Below are 15,355 nucleotides of genomic sequence, written 5' to 3'. Positions count from 1 at the left end.
GCGAGCATCCGGCGCATGACGTCCGCAGGCAGCGCCGGATTGCTCGCCGTCCGGTGACAGCGTCACGAACTCGGGCCGCCCCGGGCGCGCGCCGAGGACCCCGGCCAGGTCCCACCGTGCGGTGAGCCGCACCCGCGTCCAGGGCGCGGTCCCGCCCACCGGGCCGCCGATGTGCAGCAGGAACTCGCCGCCCGCGTCGAGCACTCCGTGCTCCGCCGCGAGCCGGTGCCAGTGCGCATTGAGTGCGGCGACCAGGTCGGGGCGGTCGTCGCGTAGCGCGACGGTCGGTTCGGCCTCGTATGCCGCCACCGGGCGCCAGGGGCATACCCGTGGTCATGGACATGCATCCTGCCGCACGGACACGAGGGACGGCCCCCGCGCACCGGTAGCGGCGTACGCGCCGGCCGATCCCCCCTGCGCCGCCCGAGTCGTCCTTCCCTCGTCCCCTCCCGACCGCCACGATGGGGCGATGGCAGGCCACCGCGCCCCGTTGGCGGACCGTCCCGTACCTTCCTGGAGCCACCGATGACCACAGACCGGCACGGACATCGCATGACCGACACCGGCGCCGAGGCGCTGGAACACTACGAACATGCCCTGGACGACCTGCTGTTCTTCCGACCGGACGTGGCCCGCCATGCGCAGGCGGCGCTCGCCGCCGCGCCGGGGTCGGTGATGGGGCAGGTCCTGGCGGCGTATCTGGGGGTGCTGGGGACCGAGGAGAAGGACGCGGCGGCGGCGCGAAAGGCGTTCGGGCGGTTCCGTACGGGGTTCGACGAGGCGGCTGCGACGCGTCGGGAGCGTATGCATCTGGCCGCCGCGACGGCCTGGCTGGACGGTGACCTGCACGGCGCGGGGCGGGTTCTCGACGACCTGAACATCGCCTACCCGCGCGATGCGCTGGCGCTGTTCGCAGGGCATCAGCGGGACTTCCTCACCGGGGACGCCGCGCGCCTGCGCGACCGGATCGGCGGCGCGCTGGGCGCCTGGAACCGGGACGACCGGCACCACGGGCCGCTGCTGGGCATGTACGCGTTCGGGCTGGAGGAGACCGGGCACTACGAGCGGGCCGAGGAGGCCGGTCTGGCGGCGCTCGCACAGCATCCGCACGATGTGTGGAGCATCCACGGCGTGGCGCACACCTACGAGATGCGGGGCCGCTTCGCCGACGGGATCCGCTTCCTGGACGACCGGAGCCGGGAATGGTCGGCGGGCACCTTCCTCACCGTCCACACCTGGTGGCACTACGCCCTGTACGCACTGGAACGGGGGGACACCGCCCGCGTACTGGAGATCTACGACGCCGCCATCCACCACGAGAGCTCGGCGCCGGTGGCGATGGAGCTGCTCGACGCCGCGGCGCTGCTGTGGCGGCTCCATCTGGTGGGCGACGATCAGAGCGCGCGGTGGGCCCGGCTGGCCGATGCCTGGGAGAGCCGTCAGGACGGCGCCCACTACGCCTTCAACGATGTGCATGCGGTGATGGCGTACGTCGGGTCGGGCCGCCTGGCCCAGGCCGAGCGGCTGGTGCGGGACCGGCAGAGCTGGGTGGCCGAGGCGGCCCCCGGGGTGACCAATCACGCCATGACGGCCGACATCGGTCTGCCGGTGTGCCGGGCGCTGATCGCCTTCGGCCGGCAGGAGTACGCACGGGCCGCCGATCTGCTGCTGCCGCTGCGCCACCGGCTCCACACCTTCGGCGGCAGCCATGCGCAGCGGGACGCCGTCCAGCGCACCCTCGTCGAATCGGCCCTGCGCGCCGGCCGCACCGAGCTGGCCCGGACGTTGCTGAGCGAACGCATCCAGCTGCGCCCGGTCTGCCCGTACAACTGGTCGGCGCAGGCCCGCCTGGAGGAGCAGCTCGGCCGGGCGGACCGGGCCGCCGACGCCCGCGAGCGCGCCGCGGCGCAGGCCGCGGGGAGGGGGTGAGCGGCGGTCCCCGCGTCCCTCGCCCCTCCCACCCCCCGGAGGTAACCTGAACCCAGTGCTCGGCCGAGCACTGCTGCCCCTGGTGCCGCCGGGGAGGTCGGATGACCGTCTGCGAGAGCCTCCGCCCCAGCAAGTCGGACGTGCCCCGTTACACCCCCATCGCCGAGCACGGTCTGATCGGCGATATGCGCACCGCCGCGCTGGTCGGGACGAACGGCACCATCGACTGGTACTGCTGTACACGTTTCGATGCGCCCAGCGTCTTCGCGGCGATCCTCGACGCCGACCGCGGCGGCGCCTTCGAGCTGGCGCCGGACGTGCCGGCCCGCACCAAGCAGTTCTACTTCCCCGACACCAACATCCTGATCACCCGGTTCTTCGCCGACGACGGCGTGGGCGAGGTCCAGGACTTCATGCCGATCGTCGACGACTCGCGCGAGGCGGACCGGCATCGGCTGATCCGGCGGGTGCTGTGCGTGCGCGGCTCGCTGCCGTTCACCGTCCGGGTGGCGCCCCGTTTCGACTACGGCCGGCAGCCGCACACCGTCGGCTCCCGGCAGTGCCAGACGGTCTTCACCTCCCCCGCGCTGTCCCTCGCGCTGACGTCGAACATGCCGGTAGAGATCGACGGCCCGGACGCGCGGTCCTCGTTCACCCTGGCCGAGGGCGAGTCCGCGGTGTTCGCCCTGGACCGGATCGGCGACGGGATCGAGCCGCGGGACTGTGCGGTGACGGAGGCGGAGCAGCTGTTCGGTGCCACGGTGCGCTACTGGCGCGGCTGGCTGTCCCAGTCGCGCTACCGGGGACGCTGGCGGGAGATGGTGCACCGCTCCGCGCTCACCCTCAAACTCCTCACCTACGCGCCGACCGGAGCCATCGTGGCCGCCCCCACGACCAGCCTCCCCGAACAGATCGGCGGCGAACGCAACTGGGACTACCGCTATGTATGGGTACGCGACGCCGCCTTCTGCCTGTACGCGCTCCTGCGGCTCGGCTTCACCGACGAGGCCAAGGCGTTCGTCCATTTCCTCTCCGAGAACATCTGCCTGGACGAGACCCCCGGTGGCCCGTTGCAGATCATGTACGGCATCGACGGCCGCAGCGATCTCCCGGAAGAAGAGCTCCCACATCTGGAAGGCCATTGGGGATCGGCGCCCGTCCGGATCGGCAACAATGCCGTCAAACAGCTCCAGCTCGATATCTACGGCGCCCTGATCGACTCCCTTTATCTCTACGACAAATGGGGAGAGCCGCTTTCCAGCGAGCACTGGGACAGCGTCGGGCGGCTGGTGGACTGGGTCTGCGCCAACTGGGACCAGCCGGACGAAGGAATATGGGAGACCCGGGGAAAGATCCAGAATTTCCTCTATTCGCAGCTGATGTGCTGGGTGGCGATCGAACGGGCGATCCGGATCGCCACGCACCGCGGCCTGCCGGCGGACCTGGTCCGCTGGTCGGGGACGCGCGACGCGATCTACCGGCGGATCATGCAGCGCGGCTGGTCCGCCGAGCGGCGGGCGTTCGTCCAGCACGAGGGCGACGATGTGCTGGACGCGGCGGTGCTGATGATGCCGCTGGCGAAGTTCATCTCCCCCACCGATCCGAAATGGCTCTCCACTTTGGATGTCCTGGGCGAGGGGCTGGTATCGGATTCCCTGGTCTACCGCTACGACCCGCGCAGCAGCCCGGACGGGCTTCGCGGCGATGAGGGCACCTTCTCCATCTGCTCGTTCTGGTACGTCGAGGCCCTCTCCCGCGCCGGCCGTGTCGACGAGGCCCGTCTCGCCTTCGAGAAAATGCTCACCTACGCCAACCACCTCGGCCTGTACGCGGAGGAAATCGGCCGCACCGGCGAGCAGATCGGGAATTTCCCGCAGGCGTTCACCCATCTTGCGCTCATCAGCGCCGCATTCAATCTCGACCGGACACTGGGGTGAGCGGCGGGGGTTGCCCACCCCGCATTCACGGAGAGCGACGAATCCGTCACCGAGGGAGCCGGATCGGCACCAAAGGAGCCGAGGTCAGTCGACAAGCTTCCCGTGAATGTCGCGCAGGGCGTCCTCAAGGGTCTCGGCAGCCCGGTCATGACCGGTGAAGCCGTCGTCCTCGGCGGGGTCGATGGTGTACGCCCAGCCCGTGTCGGGGTGCCCGTCGATGGTGGCGGAGTGCCGGCTGCCGGCGATGGCGAGGGACAGGTTGCCACCGGGGAAGCCGGTCACCTCGGCGTGGACCCGGTCGCCGAAGACGCTGCGGACGAGGTCGCGGGCCTGCTGGGGGTTCATGGGCGGCTCCTGTGCGCACACAACAGTCCCCGGTAGTCCTCATCGACGCCGTCTGCCTCAGTCGTCGCTGAGTCTCCGGCATCGCAGGGCTTCCGGGGGCCTAGCCAGAGCCACGCCAAGGGTCTCCTGCCGACAGACGTCTCTGCCGACGGTGCGGCTCTCCGGTTGTCTGGTGTATTAACCAGTTTCCTCCCGGTTCAGGAGGAGTCAAGAGGAGCCAGAGGAGTCAAAGGGAAAAGCCCGTCCGCTCCCCCGCCGCCACCCCGGCCCGCGCATAGTGGGCGGCGATCTCGTCGCTGGTCGTCGACCACACCCCGGGGTGGTTCACCACGTATTCGAGCGCCTGGTCCAGATACCTGCGCCGGAACGCCTGGCCGATGACGAACGGATGCAGGGCCAGCGACATCACCCGGCCGCTGTCCGCCGCATCCTCGTGCAGCTGATCCAGCTGGTCCTTGACGATCTGCACGAAGTCCGGACCGGTGAGGCCCTTGCTGACGAACAGGCCGATGTCGTTGAGTTCGACGGAGTACGGCACGCTCAGCATGCCCGGCACATCAAGAGGGTACGGCTGGTCGTCGTTGGTCCAGTCCAGTACGTAGCTCAGGCCGAGTTCGGCGAGCAGGCCCGGGGTCTGGAAGGTCTCGGTGAGCGCCGGCCCCATCCAGCCGCGCGGCCGCTGTCCGGTGGCCTTCTCGATGGTGTCGATCACGTCCGTCAGATAGGCGCGTTCCTCGTCGGGGGACATATCGGCCTGGAAGATCGAATTGTTCTTGCCGTGGGCGAGCCACACCCAGTTCCGGGCGCGCCCCGCCTCGATGATCTGCGGATAGCGCTCGCCGACATCGGAGTTGAGGAGCACGCTGGCGCGCAGCCCGTGCCGGTCGAGGCTCTCGATCACCCGCCAGATGCCCACCCTGGGGCCGTAGTCGCGCCAGCCGTAGTTCAACGGGTCCGGGGTCAGCCCGGCGGTACCGGGAAACGTGCTGGTCGAGGGCCGGTCGACCTGGTAGTGCTCGACGTTCAGCCCTACGTAGAAGGCGACCCGGGCGCCGCCTGGCCAGTGGAGCGGCGCCCGCTCGACGATGGGGCTGTAGGGGAAGAGTTGGTTGTCCATCGGAGCTCGCTCCTCGTCGCTGCTGCATGGATTGCGGTTCTCCGCCGTGGTCTGCGGTCCGCTTGAGGAACATGCTCGAAGCTTCACATTGATGTGAGGGTCAAGGCGGGGCAGTGTGAGCCCGGTCACCTGGGCGATGACGGCCGATCAGTCCCCGGCCCCGGCCCCGGCCCCCTCCCCCGCGTCCGCCTCTGCGCACAGCGCGCATCGGTCCCTGCTGTCCCACTCCTCCCACCCGAAATCCCCGGGCGACAGGGGCAGCCCCTCCAACTCCTTGCGCACCGCCACGCGATAGGCCCAGACGGCCGCGAGATAGGGGTGATAGGCGTCGTGGAAGGCCCGCGAGTGCTGCGCCGCCCCCGCCGCGACGGCACGCCGGAGGGCACCGAGCCGTTCGAACATCGCCTGTCCGGCGCCGGCGACCGCGGTGGTCGCATCGATGAAGAGCCTTTCGCGCACCTCGTAGAGCTCGGCATCGTTCAGCGCGGCGCGGGTGGCCGCGTCGAGATCGGTTTCGGCCTGCGGGGCCTGGGCTATCCGGCGCAGCCGCGTATGGCACACCCCGGCGGCCGTGATGAATTCGATGTACACCGCACGCCGCCGGGTCTCCACGCTGCGGTCGCTGTCATGGCGATGGCGCAGATGGTCGGCCAGAACGGTCCCGGAGATGGCCACGAGACCACCGCTCACCGTCGCCACGAGTGTTGCCCAGTCCATGGTCCCCCCGTTCCCCGACCCCTGACCCCTCACTGCCCATCGGTCACACACACCACACCCAAGCCCGCCGGGTGGTCCGCACGGTGAGGGGACATTCACGTAGGTTCACGCATATTCGTTCATCGCGATCTTTCCGCCGCGTACCTACGGATCACCGCGCACTACACCACGTGAGCGGGGATCTTGGCCCCAACGGCCGCTCCGGTGGGGCGTCGTCGCAGTACATCCGCCCTTGGCTTGACGAAATGGCCATGTCCGATCTTGACTGCCGGGGTCCCCCTGCGGGTCGTGTCCCCCTACCGACTACCAAAAGGTCTCGAACATGACGGTTGACGCCTCCGCCGCCACTGAAGTCGGGCAGTTTTTTCTCGGCGACTCGTTCCCCTGTCTGGCAGGCCGCTCGGCGTGGCGGCAGGGTGGGATCACCCATCACCATTACACGTGGTTCGGGGACGACGACACGGCACGGCAGATGGCGGCCGACCTCGAGCGGTACGTGAAGGCGGTGGACTGGGACGCCAAGCCCTTCACCAGCTTCGTGGCCACGTTCTCGGGCCCGCTCCAGCTGTCGGAGATCGAGTTCGAGGACGTGCTGTGGCGGCAGCTCCAGGCCCTGCACGATCATGACAGCCTCACCCACGGGTGGGCCGAGGGCTACGACCGCGACGCCTCGTCCGGCGCCTTCGCCTACAGCGTCGCCGGGCACCCGTTCTTCGTGATCGGACTGCACGAGACGCACAGCCGCATCGGCCGCCGCCCGCCCTTCCCGATGCTCGCGTTCAACTCGCATGCGCAGTTCGACCGGATAAAGGCCGCCGGACTGTGGGACCGGCTCCAGGAGAAGATCCGCAAGCAGGACATCGAGCTGCAAGGCAACATCAACCCCAATCTCGTGGAGTACGAGAAGCTCTCCGAGGCCCGGCGCTACTCGGGCCGACGCAAGCCCGAGGACTGGGTCTGCCCGTTCTCGGCCCGGGTCTGAGCCCGGAGGCTCGGGTCTGGCCCCGGTAGGCCCGGGTCCGAGCCCAGGTCCGAGCCCGTTACGCCGCCGGGGCGCCGCCCCGGCGCCCGCACGGCCGCTGCGCACCACGGCACCGACATACCGACAGGCGCGCGGCGTGCGCTTTTTCGGTCGCGTTCAATTCCCGGTCATGCCCACCGCGCACCCTGTCGGAAGGAGATGTTCCGCTTGGTGACACCGCCGTGACCGGCACGCCGGTCAGGGCACGGAGGGCCACATGGCCGGCAGCGAAACCAGCGCCGCAACCACCGCCACCCCGACCTCGACCTCATCCTCAGCCACCAACCGCCGTCGATTCCTCGTCACTTCCTCTGCCGCCGTCGCCGGTGCCGGAGCCGCCCTGGTCCTGCCGGGGCAGCGCCGCAGCAGCGCGGCCGCGGACACCCCTCCCGGGCAGGGCGCCCCCCATGCGTCCCCGGCCCGCTCATCCGCCGGGCGGGCGGCACCGTTCGGGGCCACGACCCTGGAGACCACGGCGCGCCTGGCGCCCGGCAGCGGCTACCGGCGCCTGGTCTCCGGTCCCGGCTGGCCGCTGGCCGTCCGGGACGAGCTCGCCGCCGCGCGCTCCGGCCGCGCGGACCGGCGTACCGCACTCGCCTGCTTCGTGCAGGTCACCGACCTGCATGTGGCCGATGTGCAGAGCCCGTTGCGCACGGAGTTCCTGCGCGCCGGCTCGGCGGGGTCGTGGCGGGCCCAGGAGGCGCTGTCGGTGGCCGGTTCGGTCGCGCTGGTGGAGCAGATCAATGCGCTCGGCGACGGGCCGTACACGGGACGGCCGCCGGCGTTCGTCATGTCCACCGGGGACAACGTCGACAACCACTCCGCGCTGGAGCTGGAGTGGTTCCTCACCCTGATGAGCGGCGGCCGGATCACCCCCAACTCCGGCGATCCCCACGCCTACGAGGGCGTGCAGAACTCCGGCCTGCCGCTGTACTGGCACCCCGACTCCGACCTGTCCGACCAGGACAAACGGCGCGGTCTGCCGCGGATCCCGGGCTATCTGGAGGCCGCGCTGCGCCCGGTGGTCAGCCCCGGTCTGCGCATGCCGTGGTACTCGACGCCCGGTAACCACGACGATCTGCCCGGCGGCTGCCTCTCCCCGTACGATCCGGTCCTGCGCGAGTACGTCACCGGGGCGCGCAAGCTGTACTCCGTACCGGATGCGGAGGTGGCCGCCCTCGCCCGCGTCCTGGACACGGGCGGGGATCCCAAGAGCACCGTGCTCCGGGAGATTCTGCTCCGCCACGCCGCCGGAGCCCGTGCCGTGACACCCGATCCGCGTCGGCGCATGCTCACCCCGCAGGAGTATGTGCGGGCGCATCTGGACCCGGCCTTCGCCGGTGCGGGACCGGCCGGGCACGGCTACAGCGAGAACCAGCTGGACGGTGAGCGGATGTACTACTCCTTCCGCGCGGCGGACGGGGTCCTCGGCATCAGCATCGACACCACCTACCGCAGCGGGCACTACGAGGGTTCCCTGGGCAGCGAGCAACTCGCCTGGCTGGAACGGACGTTGGCGGCACACAGCGCGCACTATTACGACGCGGACGGGCGGCTGGTGCACAATGCGGCGGCCGACGATGCGCACATCCTCGTCTTCAGCCACCACCACAGCCCCAGCATGACGCGGCGCCCGGATGCGGCACGGACGGAGGAGACGCGGCACGACGGCGCGGAGGTCATCGCGCTGCTGAACCGCTTCCCGAACGTCGTCGCATGGATCAACGGCCACAGTCACATCAACCGCATCACGCCGCATCCCCATCCCACGGCCGCCCGCTCGTTCTGGGAGGTCAACACCGCCTCCCATGTGGACTATCCGCAGCACGCCCGGCTCTTCGAACTGGTCGACAACCACGACGGGACGCTGTCCCTGTTCACCACCCTCATCGAATCCGGCGCCCCGCACCGCACCGACTTCGGCGACCTGTCGGCCGTGGGTCTGGCGTCGCTCTACCGCGAGGTGTCCTACAACGCCCCCGGGCTGGCCGCGCAGATGGGCGGTGGCGTCCTTGAGGCGATGGCGGGCCGGGCGGTGGACCGGAATACGGAGCTGATGGTGCGGCGGGGGTGACCAGCGAGGCGCTCACAACGGCCGGAAGGCCGGGGCGGTGAGCGCCGAACGGCGGTGAGCACAGGGCGCATTCGGGGTATCACCTTGAGTAACCCGCCTTTTGTGCCCCTGGGAGCTGCTCATGAAGCACACCCATCCCCAGCCCGGCGATATCGGACTCACTCGGATATCCGGTGTCACCGGCCAATTGATCCGCTTCGGACAATGGCTCAACAAAGAAGGCTTCGCCGACTACGAACACGCCTTTCTCGTGCTGCCCGACGGCCGGCTGCTGGAGGCCGAGCCGGGCGGGGCCCGGATCGGCAGCCTCAGCGCCTACGACGGCGCCCCCGTGCTCTACGTCTGCCCCGAGGGGCTCACCACACCGCAGCGCACCGCCATCTGTGAGGCGTCGGCGCGGTACGTCGGGGTGCCCTACAGCTTCCTCGACTACGCCGCGATCGCCGCGCACCGCTTCCGTCTCCCCGTTCCGGGACTGCGCCGCTATATCGCGAGCACGGGGCACCTGATCTGCTCCCAACTCGTCGACCAGTGCTACCTGGACGCCGGGGTGCATCTCTTCACCGACGGGCGCTGGCCCGGCTATGTCACGCCCATGGCGCTGTACGACCTGCTGGCCTGACCAGCGGGGCCGGGCACGCCACGGCGGACGCCGGACGTGCCCGGCCACGGTCACCGGGGCGCCGGGCCCGAGCAACCTGCCGCTGCGCCGAACTCACGTGCCGGGCTTGCGGCCGTAGACATAGACGTCGTCGCCGTAGCCGAGCAGCGACCAGTACTTCTTGGCGTCCACGGGGCGCATGTTGACGCAGCCATGCGAGCCCGGGGCCGACCAGACGCTGCCGCTGATGGAGTGGAACGCCTGGCCGCCGTCGAAGAACTGGCTGTAGGGCATGGCCACGTGGTACAGCGTCGACACATGGTGCAGATGGCGCCAGTAGATCTTCGAGGAGCCGGTTCGGGTTTCAAAACCGTTGCGGCCGGTGCGCACCGGTACGGGGCCGAAGACCAGCTTCGATCCGTCCTGGACCCAGCTGATCTGCCGGTCGAGGTCGACGCAGGCGATCCGCCCTCGGGTGGTGGGACACTTGTGCGCCTTGTTGGGGTCGTGTCCGGCGGCCTGCTGGCGGGCGACCACCTGCATCACGCCCCAGGTGACGGGGCCGGCGTAGCCGTAGTTCGGGTAGATGCCGTGGCCGGTCTGGAAGGCGCGGATCGCGCGGCAGTCGGACGCCGACTGCCGGCCGTCGACCGGCAGTCCGAGGAACCGCTCCGCCTGCTTCTGGTAGGGGCCGCGCAGCGCGTAACACGGTGACCCGGAGGCCGCCGAGGCGGGCGCGGCGAGGGCCACCGTCAGGGGGACCGTCAGCGCGGTCAGCGCGAGCGCCGCACCCGCTCGGCGCCCGGTGCGGGACCGCCGTATGCGTAGATTCAGTAGTCGTCTCATACCCGGTATGACCCGGTGCCGCGGGCGCCGGTTGTAAGGGCGGGACATCGGATATATCTGCTACGTCGCATTACGGCCATGCGAACGTCGCGTGTCGGGGCGGGCCCTGGTGGCCGGGGGCCGTCCGGCCGCACCCATGGCGCGGCCGGACTCCCTCGACGCTCCGTGCACGCCGCGCGGTTCAGCGGTGGTGAGCGACGTCCACGACCAGCCGGTTTCCGAACTGGAAGACCCGGAACGGCAGCTTGGCCCGGGTGCCCAGGCCGACCTGGGTCTGTCCCTCGAAGCTCGCCCCGAACTCGGCGTCCCGGAACGTCTCGTATCCGGTGAGGCGCACACCGGGAAGCGGCTTGCCGGCCCGGCCGGCGTAGGTCTGCTCGCCCGTCTGGGCGTCGTAGCTGGGCGCGGAGACGAAGACCTCCAGGATGGCGCCGCCCTTGACCGGTATCACCCGACCGGAGCCGTCCTGGTGGAACCGGTCCACATAGCCGACGTGGTAGCCGACCTTGCCGCTCGTGCCGCCGAGGTCGAAGACCATGCGGTCGTAGCAGGCGCTGCGGCCGGTCCTGATGTTCTTCAGCGGCGTGGTGCTCGAGCCCGTGGCCGATGTGATTCCGCTGCCCCAGGCGGTCGAGCAGGCCGAGGGCGACCGGCCCGTTGGGCCGGAGGCGGCGTCGGCCGTCCCAGCCGTGGCGACCAGGCCGGCTGCCGTCAGCGCGAGCGCCGCGGCCGCTGTTCCCCACCGTCGCACGATGTACCTCCACAAATGTCGTGCGTGCAGATGCATGCGGGAGGACGTACGCGGGTCCGAAGGCGTTGCGTACGGAGGGGTTTTCGGCCGGCTCGGCAGCGAAGTCGTCGGGATGACGAGGGTGTCGGCCCGTGCGGTGCCCGCACGGGCCGCCGGGCCTCGCGCACGACCGCCCGGTAGCGTTGTCCTCCGAGGGATGAGGAGCCGATGAGCAGCCAGGGGACAACTGCCGCCGCCCGGGGGCGGGATGGGGCCGGGGGCTGGGATGCCGCCGCGGTGCGGGCCAGGTTGGCGGAGATGGCGCGTCGGGATCCTCGATGCGAACGGTTCGGCGCCGACAGACACCGCTACCGGCTCGGCCCGCCGCTGGCCGCCGCCGACGTCGATGCCTTCGAGGCGCGGTACGGCATTCCGCTTCCGCGCGACTACCGCGACTTCCTGACCCAGGTGGGCGGGAGCGGCGCGGGACCGGATTACGGCCTGTTTCCGCTGGAGGGGCCGTGTTACGGGTCGCCGGACGAGGAAGAGGACGACGACTACGGGTGGGCCGCCGACGACGAAAAGGCGCAGGACCGCCGGCCCGGCGTCCTGGCGACGCCCTTCCCGCTCACCACGGCCTGGCGTGCCGGCCCCGGGGAGCCCTACGACCAGGCGGCGCTGGTGACGGGGTCGCTGGCCATCGCCGAAAGGGGCTGCGGGGAATTCGTCCGGATCGTGGTCACGGGCCAGGACGTCACGGGCCGGGACGTGGGGCGTATCTGGTTCGCGGACCAGGTCTGGTTCGCCATGACGCCGGGGCCGTCCTTCCGCGAGTGGTACCTCTCCTGGCTGGAGTCCGACGCACCGGCCCGACGGTGACGGACGGCGTCGCGCCCGCCGGTCGTCAGACGACGCCCCGGCGGCCGGCCGACCTGCGGTCGTCGAGCTCCGCCGGGAACTCCTGGTCCGTCGGCTTCGGGGACTCGGGCCCGTACTCCGTCATGACGACGGTCTGCTCGATGCGGACGATGCGGTAGACGCCGCCCCCGAGGATGACCTGGTCGGCGGCCTCGCTCTGGATCTCGTCGGCCACCTCCAGATAGCGGTCGCCCCATGCCGGATTCCACACCGCCTGGCCGCGGAAGATCTCGGCGAGGCCGTGGCGTGCGCCCTTCTCGGTGGGCAGTGCCGGGAACATCTGACGCCAGCCGCGGTCTTCGAGGACCATGGCCGCATAGGCGGTGTACGCGGACGGCGCGGTCCGCTCGACGGGACTCGGCGCAGTGAGCGTCCGGGCACCCGCCCGGGCCCCGCCGCTGCGGCCGGCGCAGGTGTCTCTGCTGCTGTTCGTCATGGATCCAGGATGGCGAGGGGGTGACATAGTCCCCGGGTACTTGCCGGTGAATCGTCCGATCAGGTGAGTTCGCCGGGTCCGCCTCTCCGGAGGCGCCCGCTGCCGGTACCGGTCGGTCCGGCCAGTGGCAGATCTCGTCGCAGGGAGCCCGGAAACGGCAGGTCACAGCCGTGCCGCGGGCATCGCCGAGTGGCGCAATACTGCGGCAACACCACGGGCCGAAACCCGTCGGTATGGTCCGGCGCATGCCCGTCGAACGCATCCGCCAGCACACCGTTCCGGTCGCGGCCGCGCGCCGCCGCCGGCTGCGCGCCGCCCTCGCCGACGGCCATGCCGACGTCCGCAAGGCGGCGGTGCTGGCGCTGGGCCGGCACGCCGCACATCCGGACGCCCTGCCGGCCCTCGCCGCGATGACGAAGGACCCGGACGCCGATGTCCGCGCCCACGCCCGACGGGCGTGCGGCAGACCGCTCCCCAGGCGCCGGTGTGAAAGGGTAGAAAAAAGGCGAAATAGCCATATCGCCAACGCCGTATCACCAGCGCCACATCGAAAGTGCCCATCGAAGCGGCCGCATCCTCGCGATGCTCCGCCGCCCAGGAAGGAGACGGTATGTCCTCGAAGCGCCGCCGCAAGAAGAAGTCGCGCCGTAACCACAAGGCCAACCACGGCAAGCGGCCCCAGTCCTGACCGCCGCGCCGGGCTCCTCGCGCGGCGGACCGGCCGCACGCGGGGAGCCCGGCGGGTCGCCACAACCGGTCAGGCCGAGGCGTGGCCGACGCCTCCGGTGATCTTCTCGATCGCCTGGCGGGCGTGTTCCCCCGAGGAGCGCGCGGGCAGCGGCGATACGGACGACGCCGCGACCGCGGGCTGCGGATTCGCCCGTTCCTGCGGTGCGGGGGTGGCCGGGGCCGGAGCCGTGGTCGGGCGGCCGCGCAGCCGGTGGCTGGCGGCCTCGTCCAGGCTCACCGCCCGCTTCCACCGGGCGGCGAGCCGTCCGGCCTCCTGGCCGAGTGCGGCGACGTCCTCCCATTGCAGCCGGAGCGTCACCCGGAGTTCGGCCTCTCCATCGGGCAGGGCGATCAGCGGGGGGATTGCGTGGATTGCGGGGTCGGTCATGTGCCCCTCCTCGGACGATGAGTGGTGAGAACTAGTACGCGGCGGGCGGCGCCGGCGTTCATTCCCCCGCTCCCCGCTCACTCACCACGCCGCGGGCGCGTAATCCTTCAGGAAGCAGCCGTAGAGGTCCTCGCCCTGTTCGCCGCGGACGATCGGGTCGTAGACGCGGGCGGCGCCGTCGACCAGGTCGAGGGGGGCGTGGAAGCCTTCCTCGGCCAGCCGCATCTTCTCCGGGTGCGGACGCTCGTCGGTGATCCAGCCGGTGTCGACGGCGGTCATCAAGATGCCGTCGGTCTCCAGCATTTCGCGGGCGCTGGTGCGGGTGAGCATGTTCAGGGCGGCCTTGGCCATGTTGGTGTGCGGATGGCCGGCGCCCTTGTAGCCGCGGCTGAACTGGCCTTCCATCGCTGAGACGTTGACCACGTACTTGCGGCGGGCGGCGGAGGCCGCCATGGCCGGGCGGAGCTTGCTGACGAGGAGGAAGGGGGCGGTCATGTTGCACAGCTGGACTTCGAGCAGCTCGACCGGGTCGACCTCGTCCACCTTCTGGATCCAGCTGTTGGTGGCGTGCAGGTCGGGGACGAGGCCGCCGGCGTCGATCGCGGTGCCCGCCTCGATCCGGGCGGGCGAGGCGGAGCCGGGGGTCAGGGCGAGGGCGGTGAGCTGCTCGGCGGACGGGCCGCGGTCGCCGGACGGCGGGGACGCGGGCAGCGCGGCGGGGGCGCCGCTGCCGAAGTGACCCAGGACCAGGGAGGCGGGCAGTTCCCCGGCGGGCAGCGGGGCCGATTCGGCGTCGACGAGGCGGCTGTAGGCCTCGGGCGAGCGGCGCACGGTCTGGGCGGCGTTGTTGATCAGGATGTCGAGGGGGCCCTCGGCGCTCACCGTGTCGGCGAGGGCGATCACCTGGGCCGGGTCGCGCAGATCGATGCCGACGATCTTCAGCCGGTGCAGCCACTCCGCGCTGTCGGGCATCGCCGTGAAGCGGCGGACGGCGTCGTTGGGGAAGCGGGTGGTGATCGTGGTGTGCGCGCCGTCGCGCAGCAGGCGCAGCGCGATGTACATGCCGATCTTCGCGCGGCCGCCGGTGAGCAGGGCGCGCCGCCCGGTCAGGTCCGTACGGGCGTCGCGGCGCGCCCGGTTCTCGGCGGCGCAGGCGCGGCAGAGCTGGTGGTAGAAGGCGTCGACCTCGACGTAGCGGGCCTTGCAGACGTAGCAGCAGCGGGGCCGCTCCAGGATCCCGGCGATCTCCGTGGTCACGGAGCTGGTCAGGGCCAGGCCCTGGGTCTCGTCGTCGATGCGGTCGGCCGCCCCGGTGGCGGTCGCGGCGGTGACGGCGCGGTCGTTGGCGGTCTTGGCGGCCCGGCGTTCCGAGCGTCGGCGCTGCTTGACCTTGCGGTAGATGCCGGCGGTGGCCCGCCGTATGGTGATCGCGTCGGGGTGCTCCAGCGGCAGCGCGTCGAGTTCCTCCAGGACGCCGAGGCAGACCGCCATCCGCTCCGCGTCGATTCCGGCGCCCTCGGCCCGGCCTTCTTCGGTCACCGTCATCGCCGCTGCGCCGCTTTCCGTC

Annotated in this window: 15 protein-coding genes and 1 pseudogene; 8 read left to right on the top strand and 8 right to left on the bottom strand. The window is 70.9% G+C overall.

Features of this window, described 5'->3' with window-relative positions:
• The first annotated feature begins 525 nt into the window (after positions 1 to 525).
• The gene (locus tag B1H19_RS37285) at positions 526 to 1,929 is read left to right on the top strand and encodes a tetratricopeptide repeat protein (protein ID WP_083109274.1); all 1,404 of its coding nucleotides are present in this window, start codon (positions 526 to 528) and stop codon (positions 1,927 to 1,929) included.
• Positions 1,930 to 2,030: 101 nt separating this feature from the next.
• Positions 2,031 to 3,866 carry a glycoside hydrolase family 15 protein gene (locus B1H19_RS37280; protein ID WP_083109272.1) on the top strand — a complete coding sequence of 612 codons (1,836 nt, stop codon included), beginning with the start codon at positions 2,031 to 2,033 and terminating at the stop codon, positions 3,864 to 3,866.
• Positions 3,867 to 3,950: 84 nt separating this feature from the next.
• On the opposite strand, the gene B1H19_RS37275 is transcribed toward B1H19_RS37280, so the two are convergent.
• The 3 genes from B1H19_RS37275 to B1H19_RS37265 all read right to left on the bottom strand — a co-directional run bounded on the left by B1H19_RS37275 (position 3,951) and on the right by B1H19_RS37265 (position 6,045).
• Positions 3,951 to 4,211 carry a hypothetical protein gene (locus B1H19_RS37275; RefSeq protein ID WP_083109271.1) on the bottom strand — a complete coding sequence of 87 codons (261 nt, stop codon included), beginning with the start codon at positions 4,209 to 4,211 and terminating at the stop codon, positions 3,951 to 3,953.
• Between the two features lie 226 nt (positions 4,212 to 4,437).
• Complete coding sequence (locus B1H19_RS37270; RefSeq protein WP_083109270.1) at positions 4,438 to 5,328, bottom strand: polysaccharide deacetylase family protein; 891 nt, start codon at positions 5,326 to 5,328, stop codon at positions 4,438 to 4,440.
• Positions 5,329 to 5,475: 147 nt separating this feature from the next.
• The gene (locus tag B1H19_RS37265; protein WP_083109269.1) at positions 5,476 to 6,045 is read right to left on the bottom strand and encodes a CchlQ; all 570 of its coding nucleotides are present in this window, start codon (positions 6,043 to 6,045) and stop codon (positions 5,476 to 5,478) included.
• A 322-nt stretch (positions 6,046 to 6,367) separates the two neighbouring features.
• Here B1H19_RS37265 and gntA point away from each other — a divergent pair, with 322 nt between their 5' ends.
• The 3 genes from gntA to B1H19_RS37250 all read left to right on the top strand — a co-directional run bounded on the left by gntA (position 6,368) and on the right by B1H19_RS37250 (position 9,762).
• Positions 6,368 to 7,027 carry a guanitoxin biosynthesis heme-dependent pre-guanitoxin N-hydroxylase GntA gene (gene gntA / locus B1H19_RS37260; RefSeq protein ID WP_083109267.1) on the top strand — a complete coding sequence of 220 codons (660 nt, stop codon included), beginning with the start codon at positions 6,368 to 6,370 and terminating at the stop codon, positions 7,025 to 7,027.
• A gap of 256 nt (positions 7,028 to 7,283) precedes the next feature.
• The gene (locus B1H19_RS37255) at positions 7,284 to 9,140 is read left to right on the top strand and encodes a TIGR03767 family metallophosphoesterase (protein WP_083109266.1); all 1,857 of its coding nucleotides are present in this window, start codon (positions 7,284 to 7,286) and stop codon (positions 9,138 to 9,140) included.
• Between the two features lie 121 nt (positions 9,141 to 9,261).
• The gene (locus B1H19_RS37250) at positions 9,262 to 9,762 is read left to right on the top strand and encodes a C40 family peptidase (protein WP_083109265.1); all 501 of its coding nucleotides are present in this window, start codon (positions 9,262 to 9,264) and stop codon (positions 9,760 to 9,762) included.
• 93 nt (positions 9,763 to 9,855) lie between these two features.
• On the opposite strand, the gene B1H19_RS37245 is transcribed toward B1H19_RS37250, so the two are convergent.
• Both B1H19_RS37245 and B1H19_RS37240 read right to left on the bottom strand, forming a co-directional pair.
• Complete coding sequence (locus B1H19_RS37245) at positions 9,856 to 10,587, bottom strand: L,D-transpeptidase family protein (RefSeq protein WP_083109264.1); 732 nt, start codon at positions 10,585 to 10,587, stop codon at positions 9,856 to 9,858.
• Positions 10,588 to 10,768: 181 nt separating this feature from the next.
• Positions 10,769 to 11,338 carry an AMIN-like domain-containing (lipo)protein gene (locus B1H19_RS37240; protein WP_083109263.1) on the bottom strand — a complete coding sequence of 190 codons (570 nt, stop codon included), beginning with the start codon at positions 11,336 to 11,338 and terminating at the stop codon, positions 10,769 to 10,771.
• A 207-nt stretch (positions 11,339 to 11,545) separates the two neighbouring features.
• Here B1H19_RS37240 and B1H19_RS37235 point away from each other — a divergent pair, with 207 nt between their 5' ends.
• The gene (locus tag B1H19_RS37235) at positions 11,546 to 12,196 is read left to right on the top strand and encodes an SMI1/KNR4 family protein (protein ID WP_083109262.1); all 651 of its coding nucleotides are present in this window, start codon (positions 11,546 to 11,548) and stop codon (positions 12,194 to 12,196) included.
• A gap of 25 nt (positions 12,197 to 12,221) precedes the next feature.
• Here B1H19_RS37235 and B1H19_RS37230 read toward each other — a convergent pair whose 3' ends face one another.
• Positions 12,222 to 12,671 (bottom strand): DUF5954 family protein, encoded by a 450-nt coding sequence (locus tag B1H19_RS37230; protein ID WP_083109261.1) that lies wholly within the window; start codon positions 12,669 to 12,671, stop codon positions 12,222 to 12,224.
• Between the two features lie 233 nt (positions 12,672 to 12,904).
• Here B1H19_RS37230 and B1H19_RS40675 point away from each other — a divergent pair.
• Positions 12,905 to 13,078 (top strand): annotated as a pseudogene (locus B1H19_RS40675) (hypothetical protein); the annotation flags it as partial.
• Between the two features lie 203 nt (positions 13,079 to 13,281).
• Positions 13,282 to 13,359, top strand: coding sequence for a 50S ribosomal protein bL37 (locus B1H19_RS41015; RefSeq protein ID WP_466421286.1), 78 nt, complete (start codon positions 13,282 to 13,284; stop codon positions 13,357 to 13,359).
• Positions 13,360 to 13,428: 69 nt separating this feature from the next.
• Here B1H19_RS41015 and B1H19_RS37215 read toward each other — a convergent pair whose 3' ends face one another.
• Positions 13,429 to 13,788: a hypothetical protein gene (locus tag B1H19_RS37215; protein WP_203237300.1), complete on the bottom strand. Its 360-nt coding sequence runs from the start codon at positions 13,786 to 13,788 to the stop codon at positions 13,429 to 13,431.
• Positions 13,789 to 13,869: 81 nt separating this feature from the next.
• Complete coding sequence (locus B1H19_RS37210) at positions 13,870 to 15,333, bottom strand: SDR family oxidoreductase (protein WP_083109260.1); 1,464 nt, start codon at positions 15,331 to 15,333, stop codon at positions 13,870 to 13,872.
• Positions 15,334 to 15,355 lie beyond the last annotated feature (22 nt).

It is taken from the genome of Streptomyces gilvosporeus (assembly GCF_002082195.1).
GTDB lineage: Bacteria > Actinomycetota > Actinomycetes > Streptomycetales > Streptomycetaceae > Streptomyces > Streptomyces gilvosporeus.
The sequence above is the reverse complement of the archived record's forward strand: the minus strand, read 5'-3'. Positions and strand labels throughout refer to the sequence as shown.

What these genes read in the sequence shown, in the direction of transcription:
- B1H19_RS37285 (WP_083109274.1), top strand. Translation starts at nt 526, where the DNA reads ATGACCACAGACCGGCACGGACATCGCATGACCGACACCGGCGCCGAG.
- B1H19_RS37280 (WP_083109272.1), top strand. Translation starts at nt 2,031, where the DNA reads ATGACCGTCTGCGAGAGCCTCCGCCCCAGCAAGTCGGACGTGCCCCGT.
- B1H19_RS37275 (WP_083109271.1), bottom strand. Translation starts at nt 4,211, where the DNA reads ATGAACCCCCAGCAGGCCCGCGACCTCGTCCGCAGCGTCTTCGGCGAC.
- B1H19_RS37270 (WP_083109270.1), bottom strand. Translation starts at nt 5,328, where the DNA reads ATGGACAACCAACTCTTCCCCTACAGCCCCATCGTCGAGCGGGCGCCG.
- B1H19_RS37265 (WP_083109269.1), bottom strand. Translation starts at nt 6,045, where the DNA reads ATGGACTGGGCAACACTCGTGGCGACGGTGAGCGGTGGTCTCGTGGCC.
- gntA (WP_083109267.1), top strand. Translation starts at nt 6,368, where the DNA reads ATGACGGTTGACGCCTCCGCCGCCACTGAAGTCGGGCAGTTTTTTCTC.
- B1H19_RS37255 (WP_083109266.1), top strand. Translation starts at nt 7,284, where the DNA reads ATGGCCGGCAGCGAAACCAGCGCCGCAACCACCGCCACCCCGACCTCG.
- B1H19_RS37250 (WP_083109265.1), top strand. Translation starts at nt 9,262, where the DNA reads ATGAAGCACACCCATCCCCAGCCCGGCGATATCGGACTCACTCGGATA.
- B1H19_RS37245 (WP_083109264.1), bottom strand. Translation starts at nt 10,587, where the DNA reads ATGAGACGACTACTGAATCTACGCATACGGCGGTCCCGCACCGGGCGC.
- B1H19_RS37235 (WP_083109262.1), top strand. Translation starts at nt 11,546, where the DNA reads ATGAGCAGCCAGGGGACAACTGCCGCCGCCCGGGGGCGGGATGGGGCC.
- B1H19_RS37230 (WP_083109261.1), bottom strand. Translation starts at nt 12,671, where the DNA reads ATGACGAACAGCAGCAGAGACACCTGCGCCGGCCGCAGCGGCGGGGCC.
- B1H19_RS41015 (WP_466421286.1), top strand. Translation starts at nt 13,282, where the DNA reads ATGTCCTCGAAGCGCCGCCGCAAGAAGAAGTCGCGCCGTAACCACAAG.
- B1H19_RS37215 (WP_203237300.1), bottom strand. Translation starts at nt 13,788, where the DNA reads ATGACCGACCCCGCAATCCACGCAATCCCCCCGCTGATCGCCCTGCCC.
- B1H19_RS37210 (WP_083109260.1), bottom strand. Translation starts at nt 15,333, where the DNA reads ATGACGGTGACCGAAGAAGGCCGGGCCGAGGGCGCCGGAATCGACGCG.